The sequence below is a fragment of the Pseudomonas oryzae genome (genome assembly GCF_900104805.1).
Lineage (GTDB): Bacteria > Pseudomonadota > Gammaproteobacteria > Pseudomonadales > Pseudomonadaceae > Geopseudomonas > Geopseudomonas oryzae.
In genome coordinates, this window is the sequence record NZ_LT629751.1 from 115642 (window position 1) to 130858 (window position 15217).

The window sequence follows — 15217 nt, forward strand, 5'->3', positions numbered from 1 at the left end:
TTTTTGGTCGCTGGAATCAGCGGTGGTTTTCGCGCTCATAAACCAGATGCACGTCAGCCAGGGTTGCCCCTGCCGGTGATGTTTCAACCGGTATGCCGACCATTACAGGTGGCCCTTCGCTTCTTGCATCCTCCCATTCCCCACACTCCTCAGCGCCCCTTGCGGTTTGCCTGCCTGGCCGTTGTGCTGGTCAGGCGAGTGGTCGGGATTGCCACGTTCCCCGAGTCGCATCGATTCCCCGTTTAGGCTCCGTCTCTCCCCCGGCAGTCGTGTGGGTACCGCATCACCTCAAACCACGGTGATGTCCGATCTGCATTGCCATTTTGGCTGGGGCCAATAATTGCCGTAGGCCCGACCGTAATAACGAGGGTTCTGGCGACGATTCACATGCGTTAGCCGTGCGGGTTGGGTCACTAGCCTCCGGGCATCCGTGCAATTCGGACACCCAGCCGTCTCCGTTACCGGATCGGGCTTCTCTGACGAGACGAGACATTGTCGATCGGGCTTCATACCCCAGGGTTGGCCCCCGACGCATGCCGATCTAGTGAACTAATGGGTACACATTAGGCTCGGTACCTCCTGAATCAGCGAGGCTGAGCAATGCGATTCGGAGCTATCGCTCCGCGCCTTGAAGCAGCACCTCCAACGTCTCGCGACGGTGGCGATGGATTGCCGGAACATGTCCAGGCCGTTGAGGTGCGTTTGTTCGCCCCGTAGGGTGAAGTTGCACCCCTTGGGTTTGATATATTCCGTAACACTCTGGGTTGCCCAGAATGCGCTTTGCGGACCATGTGGCCCCCAAAATCGATCATAAAATGATCAGCCTGAGTGCTTTTTGTCTGCCATGAGAGTACGAGACTCATGTGGCAGGCTTTCTTGGTACCGTGGCAAAGCCAGGTGCTTGCTTGCTGTTTTTGACTTCAACCCTTTGATAACAAAAGGTTTTGGCGTCACGGCCAGCTACCACCAAGGCGCGACACGAGTATTCGTGTCGCACGATTTGCATTACGTTAACGGCTCAGGCCGGCGCTGTATAGCACTGGCATTAGAGACGAGTCTCCCCCGTCCGGGGTCACGGAGCTTTCCAGTGTCACTGACTGAAACCCCTTTGCTGCTCGACGGGCCCTGCGGCGCCCTCGAGGCGCTGTACCTGGATCGTGCCGATGCGTGCGGTCTGGCGCTGATCTGCCACCCCCATCCGTTGTTCGCCGGCACCATGCACAACAAGGTGGTGTCCACCCTGCAGCGCACTGCACGCGATGCCGGCTACGCCACCCTGCGTTTCAACTTTCGCGGTGTCGGCCAGAGCGCCGGCACGCACGCCCATGGCGAGGGCGAGATCGACGATGCCGAGGCCGCCGCGCGCTGGCTGCTCGCGCAGCGCCCCGGGCTGCCGTTGACCCTGCTGGGCTTCTCCTTCGGCGCCAGCGTCGCCGCCTGCCTGGGTGGCCGTCTGGAAGGGCAGGGCGTTCCCGTCGCGCGTCTGCTGATGCTGGCGCCGCCGGTCGAGCGTTTCGCCGTCGACGGCCGCCTGCCGCAGGATTGCCCGCTCACCGTGATCCAGCCGGAGGACGACGAGGTGGTCACGCCGGCGGCGGTGTACGCCTGGTCGGCGCAGCTTCCGCGTCCCCATGAGCTGCTCAAAGTGGCAGAATGCGGCCACTTTTTTCACGGCAAGCTGACCGAGCTGAAAGAGCTGGTGCTGCCGCGCCTCCAATCCTGATGCAGTCCGACAAGCGATCGACCATGACCACCCGTATCCTCACCGGCATCACCACCACCGGCACCCCGCACCTGGGCAACTATGCCGGCGCCATCCGCCCGGCCATCGTCGCCAGTCGCGCCAGCGACGCCGACTCCTTCTACTTTCTCGCCGACTACCACGCGCTGATCAAGTGCGACGACCCGCAGCGCATCCAGCGCTCGCGCCTGGAGATCGCCGCCACCTGGCTGGCCTGCGGCCTGGACCCGCAGCGGGTGACCTTCTATCGCCAGTCGGACATCCCCGAGATTCCCGAGCTGACCTGGCTGCTCACCTGCGTGGCGGCCAAGGGCCTGCTCAACCGCGCGCATGCCTACAAGGCCTCGGTGGACAAGAACGTCGAGGCTGGTGAGGACCCCGATGCCGGAGTGACCATGGGCCTGTTCAGCTACCCGGTGCTGATGGCCGCGGACATCCTTATGTTCAACGCCCACAAGGTGCCGGTCGGCCGCGACCAGATCCAGCACGTGGAGATGGCGCGCGACATCGGTCAGCGCTTCAACCACCTGTTCGGTCAGGGCCGCGAGCTGTTCACCCTGCCCGAGGCGGTGATCGAGGAGAGTGTGGCGACCCTGCCGGGTCTCGATGGCCGCAAGATGTCGAAGAGCTACGACAACACCATCCCGCTGTTCGGTACCAGCAAGCAGCTGAAGGACGCGGTGGCGCGCATCGTCACCGACTCGCGCCTGCCGGGTGAGCCCAAGGACGCCGACGGCTCGCACCTGTTCACCCTGTACCAGGCCTTCGCCACGCCCGCACAGAGCGCCGAGTTCCGCGCCGCTCTGGAAGGCGGCCTGGCCTGGGGCGAGGCCAAGCAGCAGCTCACCGCGCTGCTGGAAGCCGAGCTGGGCGAGGCCCGCGAGCGCTACAACGCGCTGATCGCCCGCCCGGCCGATCTCGAGGACATCCTGCTGGCCGGCGCCGCCAAGGCGCGCAAGACCGCCACGCCGTTCCTCGGCGAACTGCGCGAAGCGGTCGGTCTGCGCTCGTTCCGCAACGAGGTGCAGGTGGCCGCCAGCAGCAAGAAGAAGTCCGCCAAGGGCGCGCGCTTCGTCAGCTTCCGCGACGACGACGGCAGTTTCCGTTTCCGCCTGCTGGACGCCGACGGCAGCCAGCTGCTGCTCTCGGTGAGCTTCGCCGATGGCAAGGGCGCCGGTGCCGCGAGCAAGCGCCTGCAGGCCGGCGAGCTGGATCTGCGCGCCGAGGGCGAGGGCTTCGCCCTGTGGCTGGACGATGCGCCGGTGGCGCACAGCCCGGCCTACGCCGACGCTGCCACCCGCGAGGCGGCGATGACGCGCCTGAGCGAGGCGCTGGCACCGCAGGAAGACTGATCTTGCCATTCTCCCGGCGGCAGCCCGCCGCCGGGATTTGCCGGTACGCCCGGGGAGGGGCGCATCCGTAGCTTCGAGCCCAGCATGAGGGAGGCCGTGTTGAACGATCTGAGTAAATTGCCAATAGCCGAGGGCGCCGCTAAAGTGTCGACCCCGTTTTCCTACCCCGACGCCGCCATGACTCCGCTCGAACGCTACCAGGCCGATCTGAAACGTCCCGACTTCTTCCACGATGCCGCGCAGGAAAACGCCGTGCGTCACCTGCAGCGCCTGTACGACGATCTGGTGCATGGCGGTCAGCAGGACGCGGGGCTCTTGGGCAAGCTGTTCGGACGCAAGAAGCCGCAGGGGCCGATCAAGGGCATCTACTTCTGGGGCGGCGTCGGTCGCGGCAAGACCTACCTGGTCGACACCTTCTTCGATGCGCTGCCGTTCAAGCAGAAGATGCGCACCCACTTCCACCGCTTCATGAAGCGCGTGCACGAGGAAATGAAGACCCTCAAGGGCGAGAAGAACCCGCTGACCATCATCGCCAAGCGTTTCGCCGACGAGGCGCGGGTGATCTGCTTCGACGAGTTCTTCGTTTCCGACATCACCGACGCCATGATCCTCGCCACCCTGCTCGACGAGCTGTTCAAGAACGGCGTCAGCCTGGTGGCCACCTCCAACATCGTGCCGGACGGCCTGTATCGCGACGGCCTGCAGCGTGCACGCTTCCTGCCGGCGATCGCCCTGCTCAAGCAGCACACCGAGATCGTCAACGTCGACAGCGGCATCGACTACCGTCTGCGCGCCCTCGAGCAGGCCGAGCTGTACCACTTCCCGTTGGACGCCGAGGCCGAGCAGAGCCTGGAGCGCAGCTTCAAGAGCCTGCTCACCGAGAACTGCCACGTGGTGGAGAACGAGGTGCTGCTGATCGAGAACCGCGAGATCCGCGCCCGCAAGACTGCCAACGACGTGGCCTGGTTCGAGTTCCGCGAGCTGTGCGACGGCCCGCGCAGCCAGAACGACTACATCGAGCTGGGCAAGATCTACGGCGCCGTGCTGCTGGCCAACGTCGAGCAGATGAACGTGACCAAGGACGACATCGCCCGCCGCTTCATCAACCTGGTGGACGAGTTCTACGACCGCAACGTCAAGCTGATCATCTCCGCCGAGGTGGAGCTGAAGGACCTGTACACCGGTGGTCGCCTGGAGTTCGAATTCCAGCGCACCCTGAGCCGTCTGCTGGAGATGCAGTCCCACGAGTTCCTCGCCCGGCCGCACAAGCCGTGACTGCAAGACAAGGGCGCCGCTGGCGCCCTTGTCGTTGATGGCACGGAACCCGCGGCGCGATGGCAGGTCGCAATGACATGCCGCCCGTCGCGGCGAATGGAGCGGCTGGGTATACTGCCGCGCATTTCCCGTCCATTGCTCGGAGAACCCCACATGCTGCCCCGCCTGCTGCTTGGCCTGCTCGCTGCCGCCTGCCTGACCCTCGTCGGTTGTGCCCACAGTCCGCAACACCTGAGCCTGCAACCCATGGTGACCGCTCAGCTCAATCCGATCGGTCAGGGCCAGCCGGTGGTCGTGCGCGTGGTCGACGGCCGTCCCTCGCCGGTGCTCGGCACGCGCGGCGGCCTGTATCCGGAAACCAGCACCATCAGCGTGGCCAGTCAGGATCTGCTGCCCAAGCTGCAGGGCCAGGCCGAGGCGGCGGTGCGCCTGCTCGGCTTCACGCCGACGCCCAACGCCTACAATGCGCCGCAGCTGACCCTGACCGTGACCGACATGAAGTACCAGTCGCCGAAGGACGGCAGCTACGTCACCGAAGCCAATATCAGCGCCAGCATCCGTGCCGACGTGCAGAACAGCGCGCGCCGTTACAGCGGCCGTTACGCCGCGACCCTCAACCAGCGCTTCGGCATGGCGCCCAACCAGCAGACCAATACCAAGCTGGTCAGCGACGTGGTCAGCGATGCGCTGACCCGCGTGTTCAAGGATCCGACCATCGGCCAGGTGCTCAACAACCAGTGAGCGCGCCGGTAACCGGGCGATGCACGAGGCGGTGGCGTAGCCGCCGCCTTTTTTCTGCCCGGCGGAAGCTGCGCTGGTCGGAAAGACGGTGAACAGCGCCGGGGCCCGGCGCTAGACTGCGGCCTATTCTTGTATGGAAGGTGACTGCGCGCGCTGCCCTTTTCGTCGAGAGCCGAGTCTCTCTGTCGGCCCTGCCCGGTAGAAGGCCTGTCCTTGTCCCCTCACCCAGCCGGGAGGTCGTTGATGTCGTTGCAGCTGTTGTGGTCGTGGTGTCTGAGCTATCCGTCCCAGGTGGTCAACGGCCTGGCCCTGTTCCTGGCCCTGGCGGGGGGCTGGCTGTTGCTGGCCACCCGGCGTCGCGAGCAGCGGGCGGCCGCCCGCCTGCTGCTGGACGGCGAGCTGAGTACCCTGGATGAGGAGGCGGTCGGTGGGGACGCCCAGGTCGAGCGGCTCAACCGCTTCTTCTACCGCTTCGGCAGCCTGAGCCTGCTGGCGGCGCTGCTGCTGTCCTGGCTGAGCACCACCCTGCAGCCGGTCAGCGCTCTCTGAGTATCGGCCAGCGGCGCCGCTCCCGCCGCTGGCAAGCTTTGCTCGCGCTTACAGCAGGCCGGCGCGGCTGCGGTACTGGTTCCGCACCGGATTGGCGTACTGCATGATCAGGTACGGGCGGTGCTCCGCCGGGCAGGCGTCCAGGCGCCGCTGCCATTCCGCTTCGGCGCGGGCCAGTTCCTCGGCGCCGAACACATCACTGGCCGCTGGCACCGCCAGCTGCGCCTCGCGCTCTTCCCACATCGCATAGGCCAGGTAGTGCACCGGGAACAGTCGGTAATTGCCGAGAATCGCCTGGTCGATGCTCAGGGCCAGCTGCTTGGGGTCGGTATCCGGGGCGCTCACCTCCGGGGTGAAGCCGATGTGCACGCGCCCCTTGTAGCCGGTGATGCCCAGGGCGATGCTGGCGTCATCCTCGCCCGGCGCCTTGGTGTAGCTGCCGGTGGTGGCGCGCACGAACAGCTCGCGGGCCTTGGCCAGGTCGCAGGGGTCGTATTCGTAGCTGATCGACACCGGCACCAGATGCAGGTCGCGCAGCACCTCGGCGAACCCTTCGTCCTTGCGGCTCATGTGGAACATCTTGAGGATCGCCGAGTCGGTGCGGTCGTCACCGTCCTTGGCGCGTCCCTCGGCCTGGGCGATCCAGATCGACTCGCCATCGTGGCGGATCGAATGGTTGATGTAGGCGGACAGGGTCTGGTACGCCGCCAGCTTCTCGCGTCGACCGGTCAGCGAGCGGTGCACGATGAAGCTCTTGTTCAGCCGCATCAGATCGCTGACGAAGGGTTTCTGCAGCAGGTTGTCGCCGATGGCGATGCGCGGGGTGGGCATGCCGGCGTGGTATAGCGCATAGTTGGTAAAGGCCGGGTCCATCACGATATCGCGGTGGTTGGCCAGGAACAGATAGGCGCGGCCCTTCTGCAGGTGCTCGAGGCCCGAGTAGCTGATGCCGTCGCTGGCCTTCTCGATGCTGCGGTCGACGTAGGGTTCGATCTTGTCCTGCAGCTTGGCCACGCTGTCGACCCCCTGGATCTCTCGGCGCAGGTAATGCGCGATGACCGGCTTGAGCAGCCAGCCGAGCGGGCCGGCCAGACGGGGGAAGCGATAGCGGGTGAGCGTGGCGAGGAAGGCGTCGTCGGCGAGCAGGCGCTCAAGGACGGGTTTGACTTCCGCGTCGGCGTAGGGGCGGATGGCTTCGAACTCGGCCATGGGGGTCTCTTGAACAGGGAATGAGGTGTGCGGCGGCAGGCAGTGCCCCGCCCGGTGGGGCACCAATTATAAACAAGAAGTAACCGGAGGCGTCGTGCTGGAATTCGACTCCTACAGCTGTCCCTGGTGCGGTGAGCCGGCCGAGGCGGCGCTCGATCTGTCCGCGGGCGACCAGCAGTACATCGAGGACTGTCCGGTATGCTGCCGGCCGATTCTCTTCGATCTGCGCACCGACGGCGTGGCCTGGACCCTCGAGGTGCGTCGGGAGGACGACTGATGCAGCGTGTCCATGAGCCGCTGGCGCTGGGCGAAGGTGAGCTGCTGGTGCGCATGCTGGCCAGCGAGGGGATCCGCGCCCATCTGCTCGGCGAGCACCTGCTGGGTGCGCAGGGCGAGCTGCCGCTGGCCGGCCTGCTGGCCATCCTGGTGGCCGATGAGGACGCGCAACGCGCCCGTCGGTTGATAGCCGAGTACAATGCCGCCCTGCCGTTGCCGGCCGAGCCCGGCGAGGGCGATGCTTCCGGCAGTCAGCCCGACGTGCTGCTCTGCTGATCTTTCCTTTCTCGCTCCCGGTAGGCTTGCCATGTGTGGACGTTTCGCCCTGTTTCGCTGGTCGCCGGCGCTCGCCGCGTTGCCCGGGTTTCCGGACCGGCTCGAGCCGCGCTGGAACGTCGCCCCGGGGCAGCAGGTGCTGCTGGTGCGGGCGGGCGAGCAGGGACGCGAGGCGGGCCTGGTGCACTGGGGGCTGACCCCGGCCTGGCTCGCCGACCTGTCGCGGGCGCCGGCGCAGGCGCGTGCGGAGACCATCGCCGAGCAGCCGCTGTTTCGCGAGGCGTTCGTCCAGCGCCGCGGGGTGCTGCCCGCCAACGGTTTCTACGAGTGGCGGGGCGCGCGTCGGCGTCCGTACTGGATGAGTTGCGCCGAGCATCCGCAACTGGCGCTGGCGGCGCTGTGGGAGGCCTATCCGGTGGGTGGGCGGGTGTACCTGAGCGCTGCTGTGGTCACGGTGGCTGCGGGAGCGCAGCGGCGGCCGCTGCTCCTGGATGCCGAGAGGGAGGCGCTATGGCTGGATCCGCAGACCCCGTCCGATCGGTTGCAGGCTCTGCTGGCGGCGTCGCCCCTGGCGCTGCGCGAGCGCCTGCTCGCCGGGCTGGGCAACAGTCCCGCCGAGGAAGGACCGCAGTGCCTGACGCCGGCCTGAACTCCGCGAGGCGCGGATTGTCTGATTCGTGGTCGGGGCCTACGATGATGGCCTTGTGCTTTGGGGAGTGACGTTGATGAGGTCCGTGTTTCGCCTGGCCGGGGTGGCCGTTGCCCTGCTGCTGGCCGGCTGTCAGTCAGTGAATACCACCAGTGGCGGGGCGGTCGGCGTCAACCGCCAGCAGTACATGTTCAGCATGCTCTCCAGTGAGCAGCTGAACCAGATGTATGCCCAGTCCTACCAGCAGACCCTGAGCGAGGCGGCCAGTGCCGGCAAGCTGGATCGCAGCAGCGCTCTGGCGCAGCGGGTGAACAACGTCACCCGCCGGCTGATCGCGCAGACGCCGGTGTTCCGCCCCGATGCGGTGCGCTGGAACTGGGAAACCAATGTGATCGCCAGCGACGAGCTGAACGCTAACGTCGGCCCGGGCGGCAAGGTCATCGTCTACAGCGGCCTGATCCAGAAGCTGAACCTCACCGACGACGAACTGGCCGCGGTGCTGGGACACGAGATCGCCCATGCCTTGCGCGAGCACAGTCGCGAGGCCATGTCCAAGGCCTACGGCGCCGAGATCGCCAAGCAGAGCGCCGCGACGCTGCTGGGCCTGGGGCAGGTCGGCAGCGAGCTGACCGGGGCCGCGCTGCAGTACGGCATGACCCTGCCCAACAGCCGTGGCAACGAGAACGAGGCCGACCTGATCGGTCTCGAGCTGGCGGCGCGGGCCGGCTACGATCCCAACGCGGCGATCACCCTGTGGAACAAGATGAGCCGGGCCGGCAATGGTGCGCCACCGGAGTTCATGAGTACCCACCCGTCGTCCTCCACCCGCGTCGCCAACCTCAAGGCGGCCATCCCGCGCGTCATGCCGCTGTACCAGCAGGCGAGGGGGCAGCGCTGAAGGCAGGAGAAGGCTGCGATTGCGGCTTGTGTTTTTCGTGCGAATCGGTAAAATTCGCCAGCTTTCGTGACGGGGGATGCCTAGCCCGTCCTGCTCGGTGGGAATGCCTGGCCCGCCGATTTTGCTGAAGCAGACGCACTGACCCGAGCCCCCGATTAGTGTCTGCAGAGGCTGCCGTTGCCTTGAAAGAGGCAAGAACTGTCCAGTAAGATTCGCCGCTCAATTTTTTGGGTGGCCTCTGAGGCTATAACGAATGAAAACTTTCTCTGCGAAACCGGAAACCGTTAAGCGCGACTGGTACGTCGTCGACGCTGCTGGCCAGACCCTGGGTCGTCTGGCCACTGAAATCGCCAGCCGCCTGCGTGGCAAGCACAAGCCTGAGTACACTCCGCACGTCGATACCGGCGACTACATCGTCGTGATCAACGCCGAGCAGGTGCGTGTGACCGGTGCCAAGAGCTCCGACAAGATGTACTACCATCACTCCGGTTTCCCGGGTGGCATCAAGTCGATCAGCTTCGAGAAGCTGATCGCCAAGGCGCCCGAGCGCGTGATCGAGACCGCAGTCAAAGGCATGCTGCCGAAGAACCCGCTGGGTCGCGACATGTATCGCAAGCTGAAAGTGTATGCCGGTGCCAGCCACCCGCACACCGCTCAGCAGCCCCAAGAACTGAAGATTTAACGGAATAGGCTCAATATGTCGGCGACTCAAAACTACGGCACCGGCCGTCGCAAGACCGCTACCGCGCGTGTATTCCTGCGTCCGGGCACTGGCAAGATCTCCATCAACAATCGCAGCCTGGAGCAGTTCTTCGGCCGCGAGACCGCTCGCATGGTGGTTCGCCAGCCGCTCGAGCTGACCGAGAACGTCGAGAAGTTCGACGTCTACGTCACCGTTGCCGGTGGCGGCGTCAGCGGCCAGGCCGGTGCGATCCGTCACGGCATCACCCGCGCTCTGATCGAGTACGACGAAACCCTGCGCAGCCCGCTGCGCAAGGCCGGCTACGTCACTCGCGACGCCCGTGAAGTCGAGCGTAAGAAGATCGGTCTGCGCAAGGCGCGCAAGCGTCCGCAGTACTCCAAGCGTTAATTCCCGCGCTTGCGAAAAACGCCCAGACTCCTTTGGAATCTGGGCGTTTTTTTATGGGCGCGATTCGGCTGCGACAGTCTGTCGCAGCTCGAAAAGCCTTGTGCGGTAAGGGTTTGCCGGTATTTGTTGCCAGTTATTACCTTGTCAGCACAGGGGCTTTTCTTTACCATCTGGCGGATTTTTTGCGCAGCTGGTTTTAACTAGAGTGTGCCTGCCCCAGCAGGTCACAGAAAGCTGATGGGAGACGACTGAATGAGTAATGACGGCGTGAATGTGGGCCGGCGTCGGTTCCTCGTCGCTGCCACCTCGGTGGTGGGGGCGGCTGGAGCTGTCGGTGCTGCGGTCCCGTTCGTGGGGTCATGGTTCCCCAGTGCCAAGGCCAAGGCAGCCGGTGCCCCGGTCAAGGTGAACGTGGCGAAGATCGAGCCGGGTCAGCAGATCGTTGCTGAATGGCGCGGCAAGCCGGTGTTCATCGTGCGCCGCACCGACGAGATCCTGGCCAACCTGGCCAAGATCGAGGGTTCCATGGCGGATCCGGAGTCCAAGGCTTCCGTACAACCGACCTATGTGGATCCCAAGGTCCGCTCGATCAAGCCCGAGCTGCTGGTCGTCGAAGGCCTGTGCACCCACCTGGGTTGCGCGCCGTCCTTCCGTCCCGAAGTCGCCCCGGCTGACCTGGGTGCCGACTGGGTGGGCGGCTACTTCTGCCCCTGCCACGGTTCCCGCTACGACCTGGCCGGTCGCGTGTACAAGGCACAGCCGGCGCCGCTGAACCTGCCGGTGCCGCCGTACACCTTCGAGACCGATGAAGTCATCATCATCGGCGTGGATCAGGAGAAAGCCTGATGAGCAAATTCATGGAATGGGTTGACGCCCGCTTCCCCGCCACCAAGATGTGGGAAGATCATCTGAGCAAGTACTACGCTCCGAAGAACTTCAACTTCTGGTACTTCTTCGGCTCCCTGGCACTGCTGGTGCTGGTCAACCAGATCCTCACCGGCATCTGGCTGACCATGAGCTTCGAGCCGTCCGCCGAAGGCGCCTTCGCCTCCGTCGAATACATCATGCGCGATGTGGAGTACGGCTGGATCCTGCGCTACATGCACTCCACCGGCGCTTCGGCGTTCTTCGTGGTGGTGTATCTGCACATGTTCCGCGGCCTGATGTACGGCTCCTACCAGAAGCCGCGCGAGCTGGTGTGGATCTTCGGCATGCTGATCTACCTGGCGCTGATGGCCGAGGCCTTCATGGGCTACCTGCTGCCGTGGGGCCAGATGTCCTACTGGGGCGCCCAGGTGATCATCTCGCTGTTCGGTGCGATCCCGGTGATCGGTGCCGACCTGACCCAGTGGATCCGTGGTGACTACCTGATCTCCGGCATCACCCTGAACCGCTTCTTCGCCCTGCACGTGATCGCGCTGCCGATCGTCATCCTGGGCCTGGTCGTGCTGCACATCATCGCGCTGCACGAAGTGGGTTCGAACAACCCGGATGGCGTCGACATCAAGAAGAAGAAGGACGAGAACGGCATTCCGCTGGACGGCATTCCGTTCCACCCCTACTACACCGTCAAGGACATCGTCGGCGTGGTGGTGTTCCTGTTCGTGTTCTGCACCGTGATCTTCTTCTTCCCGGAGATGGGTGGCTACTTCCTCGAGAAGCCGAACTTCGAGACCGCGAACCCGTTCAAGACCCCGGCACACATCGCTCCGGTGTGGTACTTCACCCCGTTCTACGCCATCCTGCGCGCCGTTCCGGACAAGCTGCTCGGCGTGATCGCCATGGGCGCCGCCATCGCCGTACTGTTCGTCCTGCCGTGGCTGGACCGCAGCCCCGTGCGCTCCATGCGCTACAAGGGCTGGATGAGCAAGCTGTGGCTGCTGGTGTTCTGCGTGTCCTTCGTGATCCTCGGCGTGCTGGGCGTGCTGTCGCCGACCCCGGGCCGCACCCTGCTGTCCCAGGTCTGCACCATTCTGTACTTCGCCTTCTTCATCCTGATGCCGTTCTACACCCGGATGGAGAAGACCAAACCGGTTCCGGAAAGGGTGACTGGCTGATGAAAAAGCAATTTGCTGCACTGATTTTCGCGCTGCTGCCGGCCTTTTCCTTTGCCGCGAGCACCGAGTACCCGCTGGACAAGGTCGATGTCGACTTCACCGACAAGGCCGCCCTGCAGGATGGCGCGCGTACCTTCGCCAACTACTGCATGGGTTGCCACGGCGCCCAGTTCCAGCGTTACGAGCGCGTGGCCAAGGATCTCGGCATCCCTGAGCAGGTGATGATGGAGAACCTGGTCTTCACCGGCGCCAAGATCGGCGACCACATGAAGACCGGCATGCAGCCGCAGGACGCCAAGGTGTGGTTCGGCGCCGCGCCGCCGGACCTGACCCTGGTTGCCCGCGTGCGTGGCAACGACTGGCTGTATACCTACCTGCGCACCTTCTATGAAGACCCGGCGCGTCCGTATGGTGTGAACAACAAGGTGTTCCCGAACGTCGGCATGCCCAACGTGCTGAGCAGCCTGCAGGGCCGTCAGGTCATCGGCTGCAAGCAGGTCCAGGTGGTCGAGCACGGCAAGAAGGTGTTCGATCCGCTGACCGGTACCCCGGTGACCGAGGAAGGCTGCGACCAGCTGACCATCGTGCCGAAGACCGGTGAGCTGAGCGAGGCCGAGTTCGACGAGAAGGTCAAGAACCTGGTCAGCTTCCTGGCCTACTCGGCCAACCCGGTCAAGCTGGAGAGCCAGCGCATCGGTACCTACGTGCTGCTGTTCCTGGCGTTCTTCTTCGTGTTCGCCTACCTGCTGAAGCGTGAGTACTGGAAAGACGTCCACTAAGCCGTCCTTCCCGTTCTCAACCATGCGCGCCCTCCGGGGCGCGCATGTGTTTCTGCCGTCCTGAAATCTCTCGTCTGGAGGGAGCCATGGCTGCGTTCAATCGCCTGGCCTGTTTTTCCGATCCCGCCGATCACTATTCGCACCGGGTGCGCATCGTCCTCGCCGAGAAAGCGGTGGGGGCCGAGATCATCGAGGTGCCGGCCGGCCAGTTCTCCGCACAGTTGGTCGAGGTCAACCCTTACGGGAGCCTGCCGACCCTGGTCGACCGTGACCTGGCCTTGTACGAGCCGTCCGTGGTGATGGAGTATCTGGACGAGCGTTATCCGCATCCGCCTTTGTTGCCGGTGTATCCGGTGGCGCGTGCCAACAGCCGCTTGCTGATGCACCGCATCCAGCGTGACTGGTGCGTGCTGGTCGATCGCATTCTCGATGCGCGCAGCGCCGAAGCGGTACGCGCGCAGGCGCGCAAGGAGCTGCGCGAGAGCCTGATCGGCGTGGCGGCGCTGTTCGCCGGCAAGCCGTTCTTCCTCAGCGAGGAGTTCAGCATGGTCGATTGCTGTCTGCTGCCGATTCTCTGGCGTCTGCCGCTACTCGACATCGAGCTGCCGCGCCAGGCCAAACCCCTGCTGGACTACATGGAGCGGCTGTTCGCGCGCGACAGTTTCCAGGCCAGCCTGAGCGCCATCGAGCGCGCCATGCGCTGAAGGAGTCATAGAGATGAATTCGAATCGCCCCTACCTGCTGCGGGCTCTGTACGAGTGGATCGTCGACAACAACTGCACCCCGCACATCCTGGTGGCGGCCGAGTACCCGGGAGCGCGGGTGCCGGCTGGCTACGCCAAGGACGGCCAGATCGTCCTCAATATCTCGCCCAGCGCAGTGCGCTACCTGCAGATGGGCAACGAGGTGCTGACCTTCGAGGGGCGCTTCGGTGGCGTGGCGCAGAGCCTGTACGTGCCAGTCGGCGCGGTGCTGGCGATCTATGCGCGCGAGAACGGCCAGGGCATGGCCTTCGATCTGGAGGAGCCCGAGGCGGAAGCGGCCGACGAGGGGCCGTCGGGCGACGACGAGCCGCCGCGTCCCAGCGGCCGACCGAGTCTCAAGGTGGTCAAGTAAGCGCGCTGTTCGCGACAACAAACAAAAAAGGCGATCCGAGGATCGCCTTTTTTGTTGTCCGCAGCCGGCGCTCAGTCGGTGTATTCGAACAGGCGCACGATGCCCTGCACGCCGCCCACGCCCTGGACCACGGCGGTGGCCCGATTGGCTTCGGCGCGGGTGACCAGGCCGAGCAGGTAGACCATACCGTTCTCGGTGACCACCTTGATCTTCGAGCCGGGCACGGTGTTGTCGGCTAGCATGGCGGCCTTGATCCGGGTGGTCAGGCCGGCGTCGCTGCTGCGGGCCAGCGCCGAGGACGGCGGCAGGACCTGCAGGTGGTTGTGCACCTGCTTGACGTTCTGCACGCGGCGGGCGGCCTGCTCGGCGAGGCTCTTCAGCTCGGCGCGCGGGGTCTGGCCGGCGAGCAGGACCACACCGTTGTAGCTGGTCACCACGACGTGCGAGGTGGTGTCGTTGAGATCGGCGTGGCTGCGGCGGATCTCGTTGGCCACTTCGCTGGGAATGAACTGGTCGTCGATCTTGTTGCCGAGACTGCGCGCGCCGCAGCCGGCCAGCAACAGGCTGAGGCCCAGGGCGGCGAGGAACAGGGGGGTACGTTTCATTCTTCACTCCCGAACAGTTGGCGGTCGATCAGGTCGCACAGGCAGTGGATGGCCAGCAGGTGGACCTCCTGGATGCGCGCGGTGACGCGCGACGGCACGCGGATCTCGACATCCTCGGGCAGCAGCAGCGAGGCCATGTTGCCGCCGTCGCGGCCAGTCAGCGCCACCACGGTCATCTCGCGGTCATGGGCGGCCTGGATGGCCTGGATCACGTTGCCCGAGTTGCCGCTGGTGGAGATCGCCAGCAGCACGTCGCCGGGCTGGCCGAGGGCGCGGATCTGCTTGGAGAACACCTCGTTGTAGCTGTAGTCGTTGGCGATCGAGGTGATGGTCGAGCTGTCGGTGGTCAGCGCCACCGCCGGCAGGCTCGGGCGCTCGCGCTCGAAGCGGTTGAGCAGCTCGGAGGAGAAGTGCTGGGCGTCGCCGGCGGAGCCGCCGTTGCCGCAGGAGAGGATCTTGCCCTCGCTGAGCAGGGCATTGACCATCACCTGGCTGGCCTGCTCGATATGCGGGATGAGCACTTCCATGGCCTGGCGCTTGGTTTCGATGCTGTCCTGGAAAAGCTGGCGGATACGGGATTGCATGTCCATGGATGACCTTCGGT

Annotated in this window: 19 protein-coding genes; 16 read left to right on the top strand and 3 right to left on the bottom strand. The window is 65.0% G+C overall.

From position 1 onward, the window contains the following. The first annotated feature begins 1087 nt into the window (after positions 1–1087). From BLT78_RS00590 to BLT78_RS00610, 5 genes are all read left to right on the top strand, one after another. Positions 1088–1723, top strand: coding sequence for an alpha/beta hydrolase (locus BLT78_RS00590; RefSeq protein ID WP_090347124.1), 636 nt, complete (start codon positions 1088–1090; stop codon positions 1721–1723). Positions 1724–1746: 23 nt separating this feature from the next. Beyond that, positions 1747–3093, top strand: a complete 1347-nt coding sequence (locus BLT78_RS00595) for a tryptophan--tRNA ligase (RefSeq protein WP_090352059.1) — start codon at positions 1747–1749, stop codon at positions 3091–3093. Positions 3094–3270: 177 nt separating this feature from the next. After that, positions 3271–4368 (top strand): cell division protein ZapE, encoded by a 1098-nt coding sequence (gene zapE / locus BLT78_RS00600; protein ID WP_090347125.1) that lies wholly within the window; start codon positions 3271–3273, stop codon positions 4366–4368. Positions 4369–4521: 153 nt separating this feature from the next. After that, positions 4522–5109 carry a YajG family lipoprotein gene (locus BLT78_RS00605; RefSeq protein ID WP_090347126.1) on the top strand — a complete coding sequence of 196 codons (588 nt, stop codon included), beginning with the start codon at positions 4522–4524 and terminating at the stop codon, positions 5107–5109. Between the two features lie 243 nt (positions 5110–5352). After that, positions 5353–5658 (top strand): hypothetical protein, encoded by a 306-nt coding sequence (locus tag BLT78_RS00610; RefSeq protein ID WP_090347127.1) that lies wholly within the window; start codon positions 5353–5355, stop codon positions 5656–5658. Between the two features lie 48 nt (positions 5659–5706). Here BLT78_RS00610 and BLT78_RS00615 read toward each other — a convergent pair whose 3' ends face one another. Further along, the gene (locus tag BLT78_RS00615) at positions 5707–6867 is read right to left on the bottom strand and encodes a 1-acyl-sn-glycerol-3-phosphate acyltransferase (protein ID WP_090347128.1); all 1161 of its coding nucleotides are present in this window, start codon (positions 6865–6867) and stop codon (positions 5707–5709) included. Between the two features lie 94 nt (positions 6868–6961). Here BLT78_RS00615 and BLT78_RS00620 point away from each other — a divergent pair, with 94 nt between their 5' ends. The 11 genes from BLT78_RS00620 (at position 6962) to BLT78_RS00670 (ending at position 14008) form a co-directional block, all read left to right on the top strand. Continuing rightward, entirely contained in the window at positions 6962–7144 is a 183-nt protein-coding gene (locus BLT78_RS00620; protein ID WP_090347129.1) for a CPXCG motif-containing cysteine-rich protein, read from the top strand. Then, positions 7144–7419 (top strand): putative signal transducing protein, encoded by a 276-nt coding sequence (locus BLT78_RS00625; RefSeq protein WP_090347130.1) that lies wholly within the window; start codon positions 7144–7146, stop codon positions 7417–7419. Before BLT78_RS00620 ends, BLT78_RS00625 begins: the two co-directional genes overlap by 1 nt. A gap of 31 nt (positions 7420–7450) precedes the next feature. After that, positions 7451–8068 (top strand): SOS response-associated peptidase, encoded by a 618-nt coding sequence (locus BLT78_RS00630; protein ID WP_090347131.1) that lies wholly within the window; start codon positions 7451–7453, stop codon positions 8066–8068. 76 nt (positions 8069–8144) lie between these two features. Next, positions 8145–8966 carry a M48 family metallopeptidase gene (locus tag BLT78_RS00635; RefSeq protein ID WP_090347132.1) on the top strand — a complete coding sequence of 274 codons (822 nt, stop codon included), beginning with the start codon at positions 8145–8147 and terminating at the stop codon, positions 8964–8966. A 253-nt stretch (positions 8967–9219) separates the two neighbouring features. Further along, positions 9220–9648, top strand: coding sequence for a 50S ribosomal protein L13 (gene rplM, locus BLT78_RS00640; protein WP_090347133.1), 429 nt, complete (start codon positions 9220–9222; stop codon positions 9646–9648). A 15-nt stretch (positions 9649–9663) separates the two neighbouring features. Continuing rightward, on the top strand, positions 9664–10056 hold the full coding sequence (gene rpsI, locus BLT78_RS00645) for a 30S ribosomal protein S9 (protein ID WP_090211329.1): 393 nt from the start codon (positions 9664–9666) through the stop codon (positions 10054–10056). Positions 10057–10308: 252 nt separating this feature from the next. After that, positions 10309–10902, top strand: a complete 594-nt coding sequence (gene petA, locus BLT78_RS00650) for a ubiquinol-cytochrome c reductase iron-sulfur subunit (RefSeq protein ID WP_090347134.1) — start codon at positions 10309–10311, stop codon at positions 10900–10902. Beyond that, entirely contained in the window at positions 10902–12113 is a 1212-nt protein-coding gene (locus BLT78_RS00655; protein WP_090347135.1) for a cytochrome b, read from the top strand. The genes petA and BLT78_RS00655 overlap by 1 nt, the downstream gene beginning before the upstream one ends. Next, complete coding sequence (locus tag BLT78_RS00660; RefSeq protein ID WP_090347136.1) at positions 12113–12892, top strand: cytochrome c1; 780 nt, start codon at positions 12113–12115, stop codon at positions 12890–12892. The genes BLT78_RS00655 and BLT78_RS00660 overlap by 1 nt, the downstream gene beginning before the upstream one ends. A gap of 86 nt (positions 12893–12978) precedes the next feature. After that, on the top strand, positions 12979–13596 hold the full coding sequence (locus BLT78_RS00665) for a glutathione S-transferase N-terminal domain-containing protein (protein ID WP_090347137.1): 618 nt from the start codon (positions 12979–12981) through the stop codon (positions 13594–13596). Between the two features lie 13 nt (positions 13597–13609). Continuing rightward, positions 13610–14008 carry a ClpXP protease specificity-enhancing factor gene (locus tag BLT78_RS00670; RefSeq protein ID WP_090347138.1) on the top strand — a complete coding sequence of 133 codons (399 nt, stop codon included), beginning with the start codon at positions 13610–13612 and terminating at the stop codon, positions 14006–14008. 71 nt (positions 14009–14079) lie between these two features. Here BLT78_RS00670 and BLT78_RS00675 read toward each other — a convergent pair whose 3' ends face one another. Beyond that, entirely contained in the window at positions 14080–14613 is a 534-nt protein-coding gene (locus BLT78_RS00675) for a BON domain-containing protein (protein WP_090347139.1), read from the bottom strand. After that, positions 14610–15203, bottom strand: a complete 594-nt coding sequence (locus BLT78_RS00680) for a phosphoheptose isomerase (protein WP_090347140.1) — start codon at positions 15201–15203, stop codon at positions 14610–14612. Before BLT78_RS00680 ends, BLT78_RS00675 begins: the two co-directional genes overlap by 4 nt. Positions 15204–15217 lie beyond the last annotated feature (14 nt).